General features: G+C 50.3%; 15 protein-coding genes and 1 tRNA gene. 3 read left to right on the forward strand and 13 right to left on the reverse strand.

The window, feature by feature from the left end; translation table 11 throughout:
* The 6 genes from Q0E49_RS05970 to Q0E49_RS05995 all read right to left on the reverse strand — a co-directional run.
* Positions 1–370: MFS transporter (locus tag Q0E49_RS05970; RefSeq protein WP_295747041.1), on the reverse strand; the 370-nt coding region annotated here is incomplete at its 3' end.
* A gap of 118 nt (positions 371–488) precedes the next feature.
* Entirely contained in the window at positions 489–1,544 is a 1,056-nt protein-coding gene (locus tag Q0E49_RS05975; protein WP_295747043.1) for a zinc-dependent alcohol dehydrogenase family protein, read from the reverse strand.
* Positions 1,544–2,257: an NAD-dependent protein deacylase gene (locus tag Q0E49_RS05980; RefSeq protein WP_295747045.1), complete on the reverse strand. Its 714-nt coding sequence runs from the start codon at positions 2,255–2,257 to the stop codon at positions 1,544–1,546. The genes Q0E49_RS05975 and Q0E49_RS05980 overlap by 1 nt, the downstream gene beginning before the upstream one ends.
* Before the next feature lie 5 nt (positions 2,258–2,262).
* A complete protein-coding gene (locus Q0E49_RS05985; RefSeq protein WP_295747047.1) occupies positions 2,263–3,231 on the reverse strand; it encodes an IpaB/EvcA family protein in 969 nt (322 codons plus the stop codon).
* Positions 3,224–4,489, reverse strand: a complete 1,266-nt coding sequence (locus Q0E49_RS05990; protein WP_295747049.1) for a hydroxymethylglutaryl-CoA reductase, degradative — start codon at positions 4,487–4,489, stop codon at positions 3,224–3,226. The genes Q0E49_RS05985 and Q0E49_RS05990 overlap by 8 nt, the downstream gene beginning before the upstream one ends.
* A complete protein-coding gene (locus tag Q0E49_RS05995) occupies positions 4,479–5,408 on the reverse strand; it encodes a Ppx/GppA family phosphatase (RefSeq protein ID WP_295747051.1) in 930 nt (309 codons plus the stop codon). The genes Q0E49_RS05990 and Q0E49_RS05995 overlap by 11 nt, the downstream gene beginning before the upstream one ends.
* Before the next feature lie 192 nt (positions 5,409–5,600).
* Between Q0E49_RS05995 and helD the strand changes: the two genes are divergently transcribed.
* Complete coding sequence (helD, locus tag Q0E49_RS06000) at positions 5,601–7,901, forward strand: RNA polymerase recycling motor HelD (protein ID WP_295747053.1); 2,301 nt, start codon at positions 5,601–5,603, stop codon at positions 7,899–7,901.
* Positions 7,902–7,953: 52 nt separating this feature from the next.
* Here the strand turns inward: helD and Q0E49_RS06005 are convergent, their stop codons facing one another.
* Positions 7,954–9,150 carry a cation:proton antiporter gene (locus Q0E49_RS06005; protein WP_295747055.1) on the reverse strand — a complete coding sequence of 399 codons (1,197 nt, stop codon included), beginning with the start codon at positions 9,148–9,150 and terminating at the stop codon, positions 7,954–7,956.
* A 303-nt stretch (positions 9,151–9,453) separates the two neighbouring features.
* A tRNA-Thr gene (locus Q0E49_RS06010) sits at positions 9,454–9,527 on the reverse strand.
* 199 nt (positions 9,528–9,726) lie between these two features.
* Here Q0E49_RS06010 and Q0E49_RS06015 point away from each other — a divergent pair.
* A complete protein-coding gene (locus tag Q0E49_RS06015) occupies positions 9,727–11,064 on the forward strand; it encodes an MATE family efflux transporter (protein WP_295747057.1) in 1,338 nt (445 codons plus the stop codon).
* Here the strand turns inward: Q0E49_RS06015 and Q0E49_RS06020 are convergent.
* From Q0E49_RS06020 to Q0E49_RS06035, 4 genes are all read right to left on the reverse strand, one after another.
* Positions 11,050–11,643, reverse strand: a complete 594-nt coding sequence (locus Q0E49_RS06020) for an RNA 2'-phosphotransferase (protein ID WP_295747059.1) — start codon at positions 11,641–11,643, stop codon at positions 11,050–11,052. The two genes, Q0E49_RS06015 and Q0E49_RS06020, sit on opposite strands and share 15 nt — an antisense overlap.
* A gap of 105 nt (positions 11,644–11,748) precedes the next feature.
* The gene (locus Q0E49_RS06025; protein ID WP_295747061.1) at positions 11,749–12,909 is read right to left on the reverse strand and encodes a M20/M25/M40 family metallo-hydrolase; all 1,161 of its coding nucleotides are present in this window, start codon (positions 12,907–12,909) and stop codon (positions 11,749–11,751) included.
* Between the two features lie 37 nt (positions 12,910–12,946).
* On the reverse strand, positions 12,947–14,104 hold the full coding sequence (locus tag Q0E49_RS06030; protein WP_295747063.1) for a hypothetical protein: 1,158 nt from the start codon (positions 14,102–14,104) through the stop codon (positions 12,947–12,949).
* Positions 14,105–14,471: 367 nt separating this feature from the next.
* On the reverse strand, positions 14,472–15,287 hold the full coding sequence (locus Q0E49_RS06035; protein WP_295747065.1) for an alpha/beta hydrolase: 816 nt from the start codon (positions 15,285–15,287) through the stop codon (positions 14,472–14,474).
* A gap of 153 nt (positions 15,288–15,440) precedes the next feature.
* Between Q0E49_RS06035 and Q0E49_RS06040 the strand changes: the two genes are divergently transcribed.
* On the forward strand, positions 15,441–16,388 hold the full coding sequence (locus tag Q0E49_RS06040; RefSeq protein WP_295747067.1) for a Dyp-type peroxidase: 948 nt from the start codon (positions 15,441–15,443) through the stop codon (positions 16,386–16,388).
* A 76-nt stretch (positions 16,389–16,464) separates the two neighbouring features.
* Here Q0E49_RS06040 and Q0E49_RS06045 read toward each other — a convergent pair.
* Positions 16,465–18,072, reverse strand: a 1,608-nt coding sequence (locus Q0E49_RS06045; protein ID WP_295747069.1) for a glycoside hydrolase family 3 N-terminal domain-containing protein, incomplete at its 5' end; no start/stop codon positions are given.

The following is an 18,072-nucleotide window of genomic DNA, read 5'->3' on the forward strand; positions in this document are numbered from 1 at the left end:
TGATGTCCGCAGCCAGGGCCATAGAAGTCGGCACAAACATCGCCGCTGACAGTCCATCGACGGCCCGCGAAATGTTAAATAACCAGAGGTGGTTGGCCGCCGCAAAGACAAACTCGGCTGCGGAAAAGATAATTAACCCCCACACCAGGAGTGGCTTCCGGCCCACCGAATCAGAAATCCGGCCAACTATTGGCGATGCCAAAAACTGAACAAACGCAAACAGGGAGGACATCATCCCCATGTCAAACGCCGAAAAGTGGTACTCACTCTTAATAAATGGTTCAACGGGGAAGATCAAACTCATCCCTAAACAAATTAAAAATTCACAAAAGAGCACGATGTAAATAATTCGTCGCACTTGTTTGGTCATTTTTGCCTCCAAAAATTCTTTAATAAAAAATCGTAACAAAATAAGGGGCTGCGCGAGATAATCCCGCAGCTCCCTATTGACATATCTTTTTAACTATAACTGGTTTTGACGCAATTGTCTAGTCAGTCGCAACGCGAAGAACGCAGGCCCCTTCGATGTCTCCCCGCTTGACACGGCGCATAGCTTCCAGTGCCTTGGTAAAGGGATATTCATGGGTCGTCGGCGCAATGTGGAGCCGTGCCGCCAGCGTTATGAACCCCTCCCCATCACGCCGCGTGTTGCTTTCCACACTCGTCAGGTTTTTCTCGTGGAAAATGGCTTGCTGGTAGTTTAGTGGTGGAATATCTGTCATGTGGATACCAGCGCAGGCTAAAGTTCCACCAGGTTTGAGATTAGCAAGCGCGCGCGGCACGATTGTCCCGACCGGCGCGTAGGTAATCGCCGAATCCAACGGAACGGGCGACTGAGCATCAACGCCCTGTGCCGACGCACAACCCAGTTGACGAGCAAAACGCTGGGCCTCTTTGCCGCGGGTAAAGACGTGAACCGCAATTCCCTGGGCGATAGCTAGCTGGGCAGTCAAGTGAGCCGAACCACCGAACCCATAGAGTCCTAACGTCCCGCCAGCCGGCACGTTAGCCCGTAAAAACGAGCGATAACCGATAATCCCGGCACACAGCAGTGGTGCTGCCGTCAGTGAATCAAACTCTGCCGGTAAACGGTAAGCAAAGCCCTCCGGAACAGTCACATACTGGGCGTAGCCACCATCGTAATCCCAGCCGGTATAGACAGAATGAGGACACAGGTTTTCATGCCCGCTCCGGCAGTATTCACATACCCCGCAAGCATGACGAAACCATGGCACCCCAATCCGGTCGCCAATCTGAAAACGTGACGTCTCCGGACCGTTATCAACCACTTTCCCGACAATCTCGTGTCCCGGGGTCAGGTGTTGACGGTGAAACGGCAAATCCCCTTCAGTGACGTGAAGGTCTGTATGGCAGACACCGCAAGTGAGAACCTTTACCAACACTTCGCCGCGCTGAGGAACCGGCACCGGCTTGTCGACCAGCTTCAACGGTGGGGTTGGTCCGTTCAGCGGCCCCGGCGTGGTAATGACCCAGGCCTTCATCGTCGATGGCAGAGAAGCTGTTTGTGCTGATTTTGCTGACATTATTCAACCTCCCCACCAACTTGCAATTCGTCAAAGTACTTCACTGCATCGTCTTGGACCATCGTAAACGGGAAAGCAAAGCTCAGTCGTTGTTGGTTGATCGCAATCACCGGTGCGCTCGGGTTGCGGTATTCCAGCAAGCCGGCAAACGGGTACACCTTCATTGAAGTTCCCACAATTACCACGAGGTCTGCTTCTTGCATCGCCCGTACGGAATTTTCGATGTCGGCGGCCTTAATGCCCTCATCATAGAGAACAACGTCGGGTCTCAACGGTCCGTTGTCCGTCTGGTGCAGGCGGCTCTTCAAGTACTCATGCCAGTCAACTGACTGCCCACACTTTTCACAGTAAACGTGGTAAAGATTGCCGTGGAAATCGATCAGGTGCTTAGTTCCTGCTTCCTCGTATAGGTTGTCAATATTCTGAGTAATCACCGTTGCCCGGTCTTGGCGGGTCAAGGCTGCCTGTTTTTGGTGAATGATGTTGGGCTTCGCATCAGGAAAGTAAAGATTTTCCTTACAATACTGATAAAACCCCTCCGGATCAGTTGCAAAGTAACGGTGACTAAGGTAATATTCCGCCCGCTTGTTCTTAGTATAAAGACCATTCGCAGACCGAAAGTCCGGAATTCCTGAAGCGGTCGAAACGCCCGCTCCGGTCAAAAAGACAATGTGTTTGGCATCATCAAAATAATGTTGTGTTGCCAGTGCCATTGTCATCACTTCCTCACAATAAATGGCACGTTCTGTGACTTCAATAATTCTTCCACCGGCTGGTGATAAAACTTCAGCATTTGGTCAGAGGAGTATTCATCCTGCGGTGCCGGCAAAACAAAGGCGTTTTGCTGGTCACCCTTGCCTAAAACAACGTATGCTCGCCGCTTGCTGTTGCGTTCCGTCATTTCAGAATGGTAAATGTCGTAGACCTGGGCAACTTCCAGCCGCAATTGCCGCTTGCTCAAGACCGGCGACAGGCTTGTAAACTGGTTGTTGTGCAGTGCTGGTAGTCCCCACTGCTGCAGCTGAGCATCAAAGAGCTTGAACAGTTTGACCACCGTCCGCCGCATTTCAAATGGCGACTTGACTGGCTTGCTCATCGCTTGGTCATACAATAACTGTGCTGAAGCCCACGCTACTGGGTACCGTCGCTGCAGTTCTTCTTCCTGCTGTTTTGTCATATGACCACCGGCATAGAAAACCAGTGCGTCGAGCAGGGTTAATAAGCGAAGCGTCCGTTCTCCGTCATCCTGGTCAGCTTCGTCAGTCAGGGTCGCAGTAATTCCCTGAAAGTACTCTTGTTCGATCTGCTCGTTAATCAGACCATGCTTGCGCTGTTCGGCAACCACGATCTGGTGGGCAACCGTATTAAAGAGGTCGGTGGCCATAATCATCATTTGCTCGTCGAGTTGGCGGTCACCCAGTGATAATTCAAAGAAGATCTGGGGAAATCCCCGCAGCGTCATCAGCAAGTGTAGCAACTCGTGAGAAGCTGTGTAATTTGGTTCCGTCAAATCAGTCACCGTAATCACCAGGCCACCAGGTAAATTAGTTGTCTCTGCCTGGTCGTGACGGACAAAGCCACTTTTCTCCCCGTGGAACTGGACAAATACTGAGCCACGAGGGAAAAGGTCGTTCACTTCGTCGAGCAGGTCCTGGTTAGCCTTATTCAGTTTTATTTCTTCAGTCATGTGCCTGCTCCTTTCGCATCTTTGCTAATTCTTGCTGGGCAACTTGCTCGTCTACCCGGTCTAACTGGGCCAGCCGTTGAGCTAATGGTCCCGCTTCTTCTTCGGTGGCACCAGCCCTCATCGCAACTACCCGGTACTGCAATTTCATGTGTCCTGCTTGGATCCCAGAAGTAGCCAGGGCCCGTAAAGCAGCCAGGTTTTGCACCAAGCCAACGCTGGCGGCAACCGCCGCTAACTCGGGGGCCGTTTTGATCTGACTGATCTTTGCATTAGTGGTCGTCAACTGGCGGGTGCCAATTGACCCGCCGACAGTCCCAACGGCCAGCGGCAAAGTCATCTTACCAACTAATTTATCGCCAACCACGTGCCAGGTCGAAAGGCCACGATACTGACCTTCCATGGCCGCATAAGCATGGGCACCACTTTCGATCGCCCGCCAGTCATTGCCAGCCGCAATCATCACCGCGTCGATGCCGTTCATAATCCCCTTATTATGGGTAGCAGCACGGTAAGGGTCAACCTGTGCTAAAAAGCTCAGGTCCGCGATTCGCGAAGCGACGTCCGCGCCGGGCATTTTGTCGGTCGCCACATCAGCAAAGTCGAGGGTGCATGACACACTTTGCAGGCTATCGGTCGCATAATTGCTCAGGATTGCCGCCACCACCGTCTGCCCCTTGGCACTTAACCAGTGGCCAACTGCTTCAGCCATTGTATTGACCATGTTCGCCCCCATCGCATCGACGACGTTGACTAGCAAGTCAACAATCACAAAGTCTTCTGGGCAGCGAACCCGAATACCAGTCGCACCGCCGCCATATTGCTGAATGGACGGGTAGGCCTCATTAGCCACCTTTAAAATTTCGTCCTCTTTCTTCAGCAGCCGGTTCTTGAACAAGTAAGGGTTAGCAACGTTTTTCAGGATTACCTGACCGATCATCAACCGGTCCTGTTGTGGCGCGACGACCCCGCCAGAATAAGCGGTCATCCGTGCCCCATTGCAGGCAGCAGCGATCACTGATGGCTCTTCAATCGCCATCGGCACAGTGTATTTCCGGCCGTTAACCACCAGACAGGTAACGACCCCTTCCGGCAGCCGGTAATCAGTCAGGTAGTTTTCCACCGTTTGGTCTCCTACCGGGGAGGCATCTGCTGTTAACGCTGCCAGCTCTTTGTCACTTAGTCCTGCTTGCTCTCCCAACAATTGCCGGCGTTGCGCCGGCGTTTTTTCGTAAAATTTTTGATTTTGATTAATTGTCATGATGATTTAATTGAATATACTCCGTAATAATCCCATCGCGTACGCCGCTTTCTGAAAAGATCACGCGGCCATCACGATTTCTCATCAATAGCACTACCAGTGGTAGCATCCCCCCGAGGATAATATCTGCCCGGTCTGGTTCAAGCCCTGGCATGTGTTTACGCTGATGAAGGTTGCGGCTCAGCAACTCCCGATACGTCGCAAAGACGACCCGCGAATTCAGGTGGTAGCCATGGATGGATCGTGACCACTGGTGACGATGAGCCATACTCATCCGCGCCAGCGTCCGGTTGGCTCCACCTAACAAAACAATCGGGACTCGGGAAGCGTAACGTAACCACGGAATCTTGCGGAAACGTTCGTTCACCGCCACCTCCGCCCGAAACAAGTCACGGGCCTGCACGTAGCCGCCCAAGCGGAACTGCTCGGACAGGTTCACAGCGCCAATCGGGATCGAAATCAGGTGGGTCGCCCGCCGGTGTTCTACTAAAATCAGCTCACTGCTGGCCCCGCCAACATCAAGGATGAGACAGTGATTTAATTTCAGCGTCCGAATGACGCCAAGGTAGTCATAATATGCTTCTTTATTGCCAGAGAGCACTTGCAATTCGATGCCAGTCTCTTTTTTGACCCGCGATAAAAATTCTTGCCGGTTGCGTGCCTGCCGAACCGCAGCGGTTGTAATCGCCCGCACTTCAATATCTGGATATTCCTGATAAATGCGTTTAAAACGCTGCAGGGCTTTGATCGTCCGGCGCATGGCCGGTTCTTTGAGCACTTTTTCGCGGCTCATCCCTTCCGACAAGCGGCTATTTTCCTTCACCCGCCGGATTTCACGGAAACGGCCGTCTGGCAAAATTTCGTTAATTGCCATCCGTGCAGAATTTGATCCCAGGTCAACAATTGCGAGGTTGGTCATTTTTTCACCTCCGCGATGTTGATTCTTCATTATTTTTACTCGTTATTTATCTTACCATGTTAAAGTTCAACAAACACTGGAAAAGCGGCCCGTTCCAGTCAAAAAAATTACTAAGACCTGACCAGACCATCAAAGAAGTTTTTCACCAGCAGCCGTGATACAATAATTAACCTGATATAAGGAGGAGATTTGATGGCAGCCGAACGTGAAGAATGGGCGAAAGAACAAGCCCGCGTCAACCAAGTCATTGCTAGCATTGACGCCCAGATTGCGCAAACGAAACAAGACCTGGCAGACGCCCACCGGGAAACCCGCGCCGTCGAGAAAAATTACGGCGAAAATGCTTCGATTAACCGTTACGAAGTCGACGACATTGCTGAAAGCCGGGCAATGATTGAACAACAACGACGACTAGTTAACCAAGCAGCCACCACCGAAGATATTCTGAAAGGCCAGCTGGCCACTTTGCGGCAGCTTCGTGACCAGCCCTATTTTGGCCGAATCGACATCCAGGATGAAGGCGAGCAAGAAATTGAGACCCTTTATATTGGAACGGCTTCGCTAATGAATGCCGACCAGTCTGCTTTCTTGGTTTACGACTGGCGAGCCCCCGTCTCCGCAATTTACTACAACGGCAACCTCGGTCCGGTCACTTACCAAACGCCCGCGGGCAAACGAACTACCACCCTCGTCAAAAAACGCCAATTCACCATTATTCACGGTAAAATTACTCATATGTTTGACACGAATGAGGTGGTCGGCGATAAACTACTTCAGCAGGCGCTCGGCGAGCATGATGACCACCAGATGCACAACATCGTCGCCACTATCCAACGAGAGCAAAACACAATCATTCGTAACACGGATAGCGACCTGCTCCTTGTCCAGGGAGTGGCTGGCTCTGGGAAAACTTCCGCTATTCTGCAGCGAATTGCTTACCTCCTCTATCATTCACGAGAATCGCTGAATGCTGACCAAATCGTCCTTTTCAGTCCTAACTTACTCTTCTCGCACTACATTGCCGACGTCCTGCCCAGCCTGGGTGAACGGAACATGCGGCAGGTAACCCTCGATGGTTTCCTTAAGCACCGCTTTGAGGGGCTTAACGTTCAAACATTATTTGACACCTATGAACAACAAGCGGTACTCCCTCAGCCAATCACTAACTTCTTTCATCAACCTGCAATCATGAACGAGGTTATTAATTACCGTGACCGACTGCAAAATGGTCAGGCCGTCCTTCGTTTTATGCCCATCCATTTCCGTGACGAAATCTTCTTTGACGCTGACCATATTGCTGCCTTGTTCAAGTCGTTGCCCGCGAATCTCCCCCTAACTGACCGGGTGGTCCGGTTAAAAAACGCCCTCATCAGGGAAACCCAGCGGCGAGCACGGAAAGAAGCAAAAAGTGACTGGGTAGCTGCCGACCTCGAGACCCTCGACCGTCAGCAGCTGCACGCCCTCTATGGCCGGCACACCCCAGATGACTTCAAAGATGAACAGACCCTCCAGAAGTACCTGGCCCGGCGGTGGGCCAAGAAACAGTTGCGCGTCGTGGCTGATGCCATTTATAACAACTACTTCTTTGACCTCAATGAACAATACGCCGACTTTTTAGCCCAGTGTCGCCGCCCGGCAGGGATTAGTGCTGCGCAATGGCAAGAATTCATCAACCAATTCAGTACCCAGTTGGAGTACCACCAACTTTCATTTATCCATACCGCGCCGCTGATGTACCTGCGTGACCTGCTAACTGGTGGCGGGCAAAACCGGGCAATGCAGTACGTCTTCATCGATGAAATGCAAGACTACTCACTTGCAATGCTGATCTACTTGCGGCACGCCTTTCCGACAGCTAAGTTCACCATTCTGGGCGATGCAGAGCAGGCACTCTTCCATCCCCTCCAGTTGCCAGAAGAACTCTTAGCCAGTCTGAAAGGGGCCCTCAAAGCACAGCGACCACGCTTAGTAACTTTAAGGCGTGCCTACCGGTCAACCACCGAAATTACCAACTTTGCTAAACAACTCCTTCCCGATGGCGACAAGATTATTGCTTTCAACCGGCATGGTGAGCGCCCACGGCTCATTAAGGCCGTTAACCAAGCAGCAGCCCAGCGAGTAATGGCTGCTGAACTCAAACGCATGCTCAGCAAACCACAGACGGTGGCCGTCCTGACAACTAATTCTGCCAAGGCAGCAACTATCTGCCAGCAGTTGAAACATTCCGGAATAGCCGCCCACTTGCTGACCGCCCATGACAGTCAGCTGCCGCGTTCCGGGGTCGCAGTCCTGCCGATTTATTTAGCCAAGGGGTTGGAATTCGATGCCGTCGTTGCGGCCGATGTTTCTCAAGCGGCCCTCGCCCCTGCTCGCGCAACCGGCATCATCTACACAATGGCGAGCCGGGCCATGCACGAATTAACCCTTATCAGTATTGGGCAACCAGCCCAGGTTATTAGCTCCCAAACTAACGGCCAATTGCTAACAAAATAACTGCCTTCAGACACAAAAACGGCCTTCTGCTATGCGGAAGGTCGTTTTACTATTAGTCGGGTTGCCGACTATTCATTTGTTTCATCAGGTGGTCACTCGACTGGATCGAGTGTTTCAACAAAAACGGTGCAATCACGGTGGCCAAAACAATCACCGCAATAATATCAGAGTAGTAAGTTTCCGAGAGCAGGTGCGCGGAAAAACCGATTTGCGCGGTAATTAATGACATTTCACCACGAGCGACCATCCCACTTCCGACAACGTAGTCACCTGGCCACTGCAGACCTGCCATCCGGGCTCCCAGTCCACAGCCAAAAATCTTGGTCAAGACTGCCAAAATCGTCATCACGATAACAAACAGCAATGATTCCTTCATCCGGTCAAAGCGCATGTTCAAACCGATGCTAACAAAGAAGACCGGGATAAACAGCGAATAGCCGATCGGGATAAAGGAGTGGTTAATGATTTCCTGGTGGTGGGTATTAGCAATGGCCAGTCCAGCAAAGAAGGCCCCGACGGCACCGCTTAGGCCGACCCCTTCGGCAGCGCCCGCCATCGTCAGGCAGATGATCATCGCCATCACCGAGTTAGAAGCCATCGTCAGCAGGTGTTCGCTCAACCGCATCAGGATTGGTGCCAGCCAGCGGACTAGCAGGTAGGCTACCACAAAGAAAAGGACTTGCAAGGTTAACGCCAGGAAAATGTTGCTCGGCCCGTGCGACTCAGCGTGGCCGCCAGAAGCATCAATCATCCCGATCATTAAACTCAGTAGGATGACACCGATAATGTCGTCAGCCACTGCCGCACCGAGAATCGTTGCTCCTTCTTTGGAGTCTAAGACGTGAAACTCACGCATTACCGCGACGGAAATGCTGACCGAGGTCGCTGAGAAAATTACCCCAATAAACAGTGATTCCAGGTGGTTGAAACCAAACAGCAGCGAAGCGCCACCCATCAAGACAACCGGGAAAACTACCCCCATAATGGCAGTAATCACGGCCGGTTTGAGGTATTTCTTAAGCAGTGACAGGTCGGATTCAAGTCCGGCGATGAACATTAAAATAACCACCCCCAGCTCCTGGAACTGGTCAATCATGGGGGTCAGCTTGACCCAGTTCAGAATGGCTGGGCCAATAATAATGCCAACAATAATTTGCCCAATAACATCGGGCACTTCAATCCGCACACAAAAGTGACTGACCAACTGAGTTACCAGCAAGATAAAGGCCAGCGTGGCAAAAAACGTCATTGTGCACCTCCAAAATAATATTTGTGTTTATTGTACCGGTATTAGTGGCAAAGAACCACCCTTCCTAGACTTTTCTGATAAAAAAAAGGGAGCGTGACAGAAGTCATTTATGACTTCGTAGTCACGACGCGGAGCTAGGCTATCTGCCGCCCCAGCGAGCAACAATAGGCTCCTAGCATTCGGCTTTACCAGAACGTTAGGAGCCATTGTTGTACCGCCTGTTAACTTTTAGCATAGATAAGGGGGCTTATCTCACAGACCCCTATTAGCAAATTGTCTTCTCACTGCTCAGAGTATGAAAAAAGCCATCTAGCGGGTTCGAACCGCCGACCTCATCCTTACCATGGATGTGCTCTACCTAGCTGAGCTAAGATGGCACTTGTAGTATAGCGAAGACGGCGGCGTTAAATCAAGCCATTGCGGACAAATGACTACTTGCATCTGTTCAAAAACATCGTTAAAATAGCACATACAAATCCAATTCAGTAACATAAGCGACCAGCAGGCGTTTCGTGAGGATGACTTAATATTCTTCCTTGCTTGCTGGTCGCTTTTCTGTTGTAAAGGAGTTTTCAAATGGACGAACTATTTTCCAAGGTACCAGTCAAAACGGCCTACTTTAAGCTAGCCCTGCCAGTGGTCATGGGGATGATTACCACCATGATTTACAACTTGGCTGACACGATGTTTGTCGCCAAAACTGGCCGTCCCGACCTCGTTGCAGGGGTAACTATCGGCGCCCCCTTATTTACCTTTCTGCTAGCGGTCGCTGATATTTTTGGCCTTGGCGGCAGCTCGGTCGTTTCCCGGCTGCTCGGTGAACAACGTCACGGACTAGCTAAACGAGTCAGCAGTTTCTGCCTTTATGGCAGCATCATCACCGGTATTGTTTTGACCGGCTTGCTGCTCTTGTTGGAGCACCCCATCCTGCACCTCCTGGGAGCCAAGCCGGCGACCTACGAACAGGCAGCCGCCTTTTACCGGGTCCTTAGTTTTGGTGCCGTCTTTATTATTTTCTCCATTGTCCCACAAAACCTCATCCGGACCGAAGGGTTAGCCAGCCAAGCAATGATTGCTACCGTTGCTGGGACCGTCTTAGCAATCATCCTGGACCCCATTTTCTTATTTGTCCTTCGTTGGGGGACCGCTGGTGTTGCTTTGGCCAACGTTATCGGCTACTTCTTCTGTGACCTGCTACTGATCTGGATGGTGACCAAAAAGGCTCACTACGTTACCTTGAACGTTCACCAAGCGCGAATTCATAAGCGAGAAATCGGTGAAGTTATTGCTATCGGGATTCCTGGTTCAATTACTAACTTTGCCCTGACCTTTGGAATGGCCCTCCTTAACTCTTCACTAGCAGCTTATGGTGCTTCAATGGTTGCCGCGATGGGGATTACTCAAAAAATTTACGGGGTGGTAATCCTAGTGATCGTCGGTTTTGCTTTCGGCGCCCAACCCTTAATCGGTTTCAATTATGGCGCTAAACAGTGGCAACGGCTTCACGAAATCCTCCGCTTTGACTTTTTGGTAGAAGTAACTTACGCCGTTATCGTGGGCGGACTTTTGATTATTTTTTCCCGACCCGTTGCTGCTTTATTCATGAACCAGCCAGTGATTGTCCATGCTGCTAGCTACATGCTAATTGCCACCCTTGTCACAACTCCCCTGGTCGGTTTAATTCTGGTATACACAACCGTCTTCCAATCGATGGGCAATGCTCGCGGCGCATTTATTATGTCCGTGTCGCGTCAGGGAATCATCTACTGGGTTGCCCTTGAAGCTCTCAAACATAGTTTTGGCTATAACGGAATTGTCTGGGCTCAGGCCGCCAGCGATGTCCTGACTTGTGTCCTGGGTTACTGGCTCTACCGTGTCAGCCTCGACTGGAAGGATAAGTTACCGCGACGCTGACAACAACCGCAAGTATTTCGCGGGCAGCTGGTCAACTAACCACACCTGGTCATTGGCATAGTAAAATTTAATTCCGTCCCGGGAAGCAGCTGCAGCGTCAACAACTAAGATTGCGGGTTTTTGGTCACGGCGTTGACCAACTTGGCGGGCAGTGGCCTGGTCCGCTGACAGGTGGACATACTGACGCCCCATCGGTAACAAGCCTTTTTGCCAAATGCTGGGCAAGAACCGTCGCGCCGTGCCATGGTAAAGCACTGCTGGTGGCACCTTCTCAGGATGTTTAATAATGCCCGGAATACTATGTCCATAGAGGGCACAGATTTGGCCATTTTTAATCTTAAATCGTTGTTTCTTAGCACCGTGCATTATCTCCCGGATAGTCATCTCCGTTAGCCGGGGGTGAAAATGATGCACCCGGTTCATGGCAGCCAAAAACTGGTGAAGGTCCACATAACCATACTTATCCAGTGTCAACCCATACTTCGCGGGGTTGTGACGTAGAGCGTACGACATTTTTTTGCTAATGAATACTTGTGAACGTTTGTCCATCCGCTTGTCTTGGAATCTGTGGTCAGTCATAATTTGCCTCCTTTTCTTTTATTATAATCACTCCCCTGCCACTTTAACCGTTAATGTGAAACCTCCTCCGGTGTCAATTCACCGGGGGAGGCTTTTTATTGTTTGCTATTCTAGCGAGTCCTGCTGGGCGATAAAACTGGCAAGCAGGATGGCACGTTTCAGCAACGAATTGGCGCTTGCCCTTTCACCAGTACTATGAGCGCCGCTGCCAACGATCCCTAACCCATCAATGGTGGGCACTCCCTGGGCAACCATGATCCCCGCATCCGAAGCACCACCACCTTCCACCGCGTGCAAGCTGCCATAACCAATTTGGTGGCTCACCTGGTTAAGTCGTTGAAATAACCGTTTCACTGCGACGGTTTCCTCCATGCTCTTAATTCGTGTCAGTATTTTGATGGTCGTTCGTGTTCCCAAAATGGTGGGGTGAGCAGCAATCGCTTGCAATTGCTGCAATAACTGTTCACCCTGTTGATTAGTTCGGAAGCGGATGCCAATGCGCGTCATTGCCTGGTCGGGGATAATATTTTCACTCGTCCCGCCCTGGATCATCCCGCAGTTAACGTGAATGCCGGCGTCCAGGTTGGTTAATGAGGAAAATTGGATAATTTGGTGAGCAAGTTCCTCAATAGCACTCCGACCCTTGGTTGGTTCAGCTCCCGAGTGCGCTGCTTGTCCCTGAACCACCGCTTCAACGATCATGCCGCCGCGATTGCTGGTGACGACCCGCGCAAAATCATTTGCACTACCTTCTAAGTTCAGTCCGTATGCCCCGCCATCACACTCCTTTTCAATAATCTCGCTTGCCCGTGAACCCAGGTGTAGTTTTTCCTCGTCGCTGACGATGATCAGCTTGATTGGGCAATGTCGCAGGCCCAGTTCAACCAGTGCCTGGATCGCAAACAAGCCGCTGACTAACCCACCCTTCATATCGAAAATGCCAGGCCCTGACAGTTGGTCGCCCTTCTGTTGAAAGGGACGCTGTTTTGCTGTTCCGACCGGGAAAACCGTGTCCAGGTGTCCCAGCAAAATGACTGGTGCCATGTCAGCTGGCCCACTGAGTTCACCAACCAGCACCATCCCCGGCTTTCCCCGGTCAATTTGGCGGGTGGTCATCCCCAGTTGGGCCATCTTGGCTTTAAGGATTGCCGCCACCCGCTCTCCACCTTCCCGGCTAGTCGCCGGACTATCGACGTTAACCAGCTGTTTGGCAAGTTCCAGCATTGATAGCAAGTGTGATTGACAATACTGTTGAATCTGTTTCATTAACTTTCACCGCTTTCGTTGATTCTTAACGTCTTTTTTATAAGTAGTGAATGGCAAAGCCGGCGAAGAAAACGGATACCAGGGTAACGGTCACCAGACCGGCAGTAATCATCTTTGGTAAGAAGTAGTTTTCTAATGCCACTTGTTCTTCTGTTGTCTGCCCAGCACTAGCAGCGATTTCTTGGGACAAAATCATCGTCGTCGGGAAACCAAACGTGCAGGTCATCCCTAACGCTACCGCCATTTCACGAGAAACATTGAAAAAGCGGGCAGACAACAGTGCAGTAAGCAAAACACCAACAGTCCCCACTACCAGGCACCCAAGTAGCGGTAACAGCACCGAAAGTACCGTTTGCGGGGTAATGTCGGCTAAGCTGGCAACAATGACAATCGTTACTAAAAAGGTAATCATCCCGCTGGACGCTGTTTTGCCCATCATGTGGTCCGCTAAAAATCCCAGCTGGTTGAAAATGATGCCCAGCACAAAGCAGAGAACGAGATAATTGACTACTCCGTGGATCAGCAAACTAATCCCGAAACTCAGTGAGGCTACGAGTCCCAACTTCGCCAAATTGATAATTGGTGTATCAAACATTGTCGACAACTGAAGCGGTCGCCGCCGAGGCGTTATTGTCTGCTCATTTGTTGTTGCTTTCAATGAACCAGTAGCTAACAAGTGCCGCGCTTCACGCCGGAGGGCATATGTGGCAATCGGAATCCCAACGATGTTTTGAAAAGTGAGGACCGCTAACGCGTAAGTTGATAATAATTCCATGTTTTTGGCCCGCATCGCATTCAAGAGGACTAGCGTTGCCGCATTACCACCGGCAAAAATGGGTGCACCGACAATCCCGAAATCCTTCCGCTGGACCAGAACAGCCACTAGCACAATTAACAGGCACGAGCCGATGGCGCCCATGATTGCAATGACGACTACTTTCCACTGCCGTTTGAGTTCGCTCAGGTTAATCGTTGTGCCCAGCGAGGTCAGCATCAAACCGACAATTGCCATCCCGAATTCTTCCACCCCACTATTAGCAAACAGGTTTTTGGGTAATATCCCGCTCCAGAAGCCGATCAGCCCCAATACGGAAATTGTCAAAACAGTATCAATAATGCCGTTAGTCCGGCGAGCGACGTATTCACTAGCAGCGTAAATTACTAGTAAAATCGTTAAAGAAATAACTCCAGACATATCAAATTCTCCAAATCATATTGACTGACTAGCAACCGTCTCTCCGCGTAAATGGTTTGGAAGAATAAAAAAACCACACAGTTGGAACTACTGTGTGGTCAATGATATTTATCGAGCCAGCACAGGTACGCTTTGAGAGACCTCAAAAATGACCGTACCCGTGTTAAAAACACTAGATGCGATCAAAAGTGTACCATGCCTGCCAACGCTTTTGTTCATAACGTGTTTTCATGATGATGGCTCCTTTCTTAAATGTTGGTTAGAATATTACTACAATTTTCTCAGCTGTCAATCACTTTTTTTATTTATTGACGATTATCAAACTCTAGAGTGGCCCCTAGCTTACTAACACCAAGGACAGCACTACTTATTTATTCCAGAGAAATTTAATTAAAATTCGGTTAACCTTGGCATTATGGTGAAGCTTACTATGTTGTGCTTGACGTCCAATCATCTTAACTTCCTGATAACTTTTGGCCCGGTTCGCAACAAGGTATTTCAGTGAAAGCGATGAGGCGTTAGGGACTGTCCCGTCAGTCTGCCCACCATGGTCACCATAAATATTCAAAACTCGCGCTGTTGTGGGGTAGGTCGTTCTCAACTTCAGTAATGGTCGAAAACCTCGATCCATGTTGACTGGCCGGCGATTATTTTTCAATTTCATCCCCTCATCAAAGCCATTAAAGTGTCCAGCAATATCCACCTGCTTGTTGAGCTGTGGCATCCGCGGATTGGTCGCGTTGGCTAGTAAATAATACATAATATCCATATTGCCCATTGAATGGCCAACTAAATTCATTTTGGTAAAGCGGTAGCGGTTTTGAACAGCTGTAATCACGTTGCCGGCCCACTGACCATCCTGCTTGTAATTACCATTGCGATTATTCGTATACTGTACCTGGATAATTGGATTTTTGGTTCCAGCTGGAATAGTGCCATGCAGGGTAACATGACCATCCAACCCTACCTTAGCCAAAATCACGGTTTTGGTCACCCCGGCAGCCTTAGCACCGTCAGTCATGTACTGTTCGGCATGAGCTGAGGAACCAAACCCATGAAAGAAGAACGTTGGCGTACCAATGACTCCCCGGTGTGTCGCGGGATGGTAAACTCTCGCTTGCTGACTACGCCACATCCACCAACCAGCAACAATGGCAATAGCTAATGCAATAATGAGCCACATTTTTGTTTTCCTCTTCAACTTGTCCACCCTTTTTATCAACTATTATCTGTCCTTCCTTTTGCACGGTCAACGAAAAGCACGATGCCTGAGTAGACCACTTCTCAAAAATGGTATAATAGCTTCGATATAATAAATAACAAGGAGGAGTTATTCATGTCATTTAACCCTGCCAAAGTTCAGGATGTGTGGAAGGACGCTGGCAAAGCAGTTCAGTTCACCGTCTTAGAACTAAAACGTCAAGACCAAGCCAAGGAACTTGCGACAGTTAAGGAATTCATTGATCGTTTCCAGGCCATTACCCGCTCCCTCCGGATCCGCGCCCAGGAAAGCAATCTCAAAGTCGCGGTGGGCTTTAGCAACGCTGCCTGGGACTATCTCTTTCCTAACGCTCCGAAGCCCAAGGAATTAACAACCTACGAGGGGATCATGGGTGACAAGTACGAAATGCCCGCCAGCAAGGGTGACATCTTCCTCCACGTGCGGGCCAACGACGAGGCAACGGTTTACGAGTTTATGCGCCAAGTAATGCTCTTTATTGGTGACATTACAACCGTTGTCGACGAGACACATGGTTTCCGCTACTTTGAAGGGCGGGCCATCATCGGCTTTATCGACGGAACAGAAAATCCAGAGATGGACGAAGCCAAGGATTACGCCGTTGTAGGGCCTGAGGACCCGCTCTTTGAAAACGGGTCTTACGCCTTTGCCCAGAAGTGGCGTCACGAAATGGATATCTGGGACCACCTGACGACCGAAACCCAGGAAAAGGCGGTTGGCCGCCAAAAATTTGATGACCTGGAACTACCTGACGGCGAAAAATTCAAGAACGCGCATAACGTTGTCTCGCAGGTGAAGTTCAACGGCGTCTCACAAAATATCGTCCGGATGAACGTCCCTTATTCCGACCCGGCTACCGGTATTACCGGGACCTACTTTATCGGCTATGCCCGTCACTGGCAGGTAACCAAGGCGATGCTGGAAAGCATGGTCAAGGGACATGACTACCTGTTAAGTTTCTCCAAGATTCTTTCTGGGCAGCTCTTCTTTATCCCGTCAAAGGACACCCTTGACCAAATCGTCAACGGTGACTTAACCAAATAATTATTGTACCAACGCAAAAACCGTTGCTAGCATTCGAACTAGCAACGGCTTTTTTTATCTCAATGTTGACGGGTAATTAGTCGCGGTATTTCCGCTTGTCGAGGTAAACAACTAGGCACTCTAATAATGCCAGGATCACTACCAGGACAACGTCAATCGTGTACAATCGTTTCTTCCACGGCAGGGTCACAGCGTTAGCGCTCTTAACTGCGTCTTTGCGGTAAGCGTTGCTATTAACGGTCGTGTACAAAATGTTGTGTGAGGCAGTCCGCATCTGACGAACAACTGCTGGGTTCTTCATCCCCTGCGGCTTAGCACCCATGGCTCCGTTGGTCGACAGCATCAAGTCGGTCCCGTTGGCCAGCCCGGCGTTGGAGTTCATAAACAGACCAACGAAGTAGTCGGTTTCGACGAGCCCACGGTAACCCCATTCGCCACGAAGAACGTTGTTGAGCAGGTTGCTGTTGGCACCGCACCAACGGTCACCGATAAAGTTAAAGGCGTTCATTGTTGCCATGACGTGACCATCTTCCACGGCCATCCGGAACGGCTTCAAGTAAGTTTCACGGATTGACTGTTCGTTTGCCCACTCGTTGAGGCTGTTCATTCGGTTAGTTTCCTGGTTGTTCATGGCAAAGTGTTTCATGTAGGAGTAAACGCCGAACTTCTTGGCGCCGTTAATTTCATTGGCAGCCATTGTCCCGGCAAGCTGTGGATCTTCGGAGTAGTATTCGAAGGTCCGCCCGCCAAATGGGTTCCGGTGAATATTCATGGCTGGACCGTACCAGCCGGAGATACCAGCAGTCCGTCCTTCCTTGCCGACTTGTTGTCCCTTATCCTGCGCCATCTGAGAATTCCAGGTTGCCGCGGTCAAGTCGGCAGCCGGGAATGTCGTTGTCTTCAAGCCCTTGACGATCAAGCTGCTCAATCCAGAAGGACCATCAAAGTCGTACGTTTGCACTTTGCCGATGGATTTAATCGGTACAGTCTGGTAACCACCATAGGTAACCAGTTTCTGCATCTCCTTGACGCTCATTTGGTCTAAGAGCTTATTCCACATTGGGTCGTTGTAGGACTTACCACGTAACTGTGACAACTTGAGACCATTGTGGGCCCCGGTAGTTGGCATCTTCCCAGTAGCCTTGGACATCTTGTAATTTTGCGGAACAGTGGCGTGCTTCAAGGTGTGCTTGGTTGCCTTAGTATCCTTGCTTGGGGCAGCCAACGCCTTGTCCGCGTTAGCAAAGTTGTCCTTCCGGCTCAAGTAAGTAATGTCATGGCCGGCAGCGTTCTTAAACTGACTCTTAGTGCTCTTCTTGTCACCAGGCAGTTTTTGGTAAACGACCTTGTTAGGCAGGTTAAACTGCTGAGTATCAACAACGTCGTGGGAGTTGTTCTTCAACTGAATTTGGTAATTTCCAGAATCGAGGACGTACTTACCACTTTGCTGGTCAAAGGAAGCCATATCGGACTGGTTAGCCGTAAAGTGTAGCGTTTGCGACTGGCCTGGTTGCAGGGTCTTCGTCTTCGCAAACCGCAACAAGTTCGTTGATGACTTTTCAATACCCCCGTTGGTGTACGGTGCGGTGTAGTAGGTCTGAACAACATCTTTACCGGCCCGCTTGCCAGTGTTGCGAACAGTGACAGTGTATGACAGCTGACCGTTCTTGCCCTGGTTAACATT

This window comes from uncultured Limosilactobacillus sp. (genome assembly GCF_934202235.1).
In the GTDB taxonomy this organism is placed as follows: Bacteria; Bacillota; Bacilli; order Lactobacillales; family Lactobacillaceae; genus Limosilactobacillus.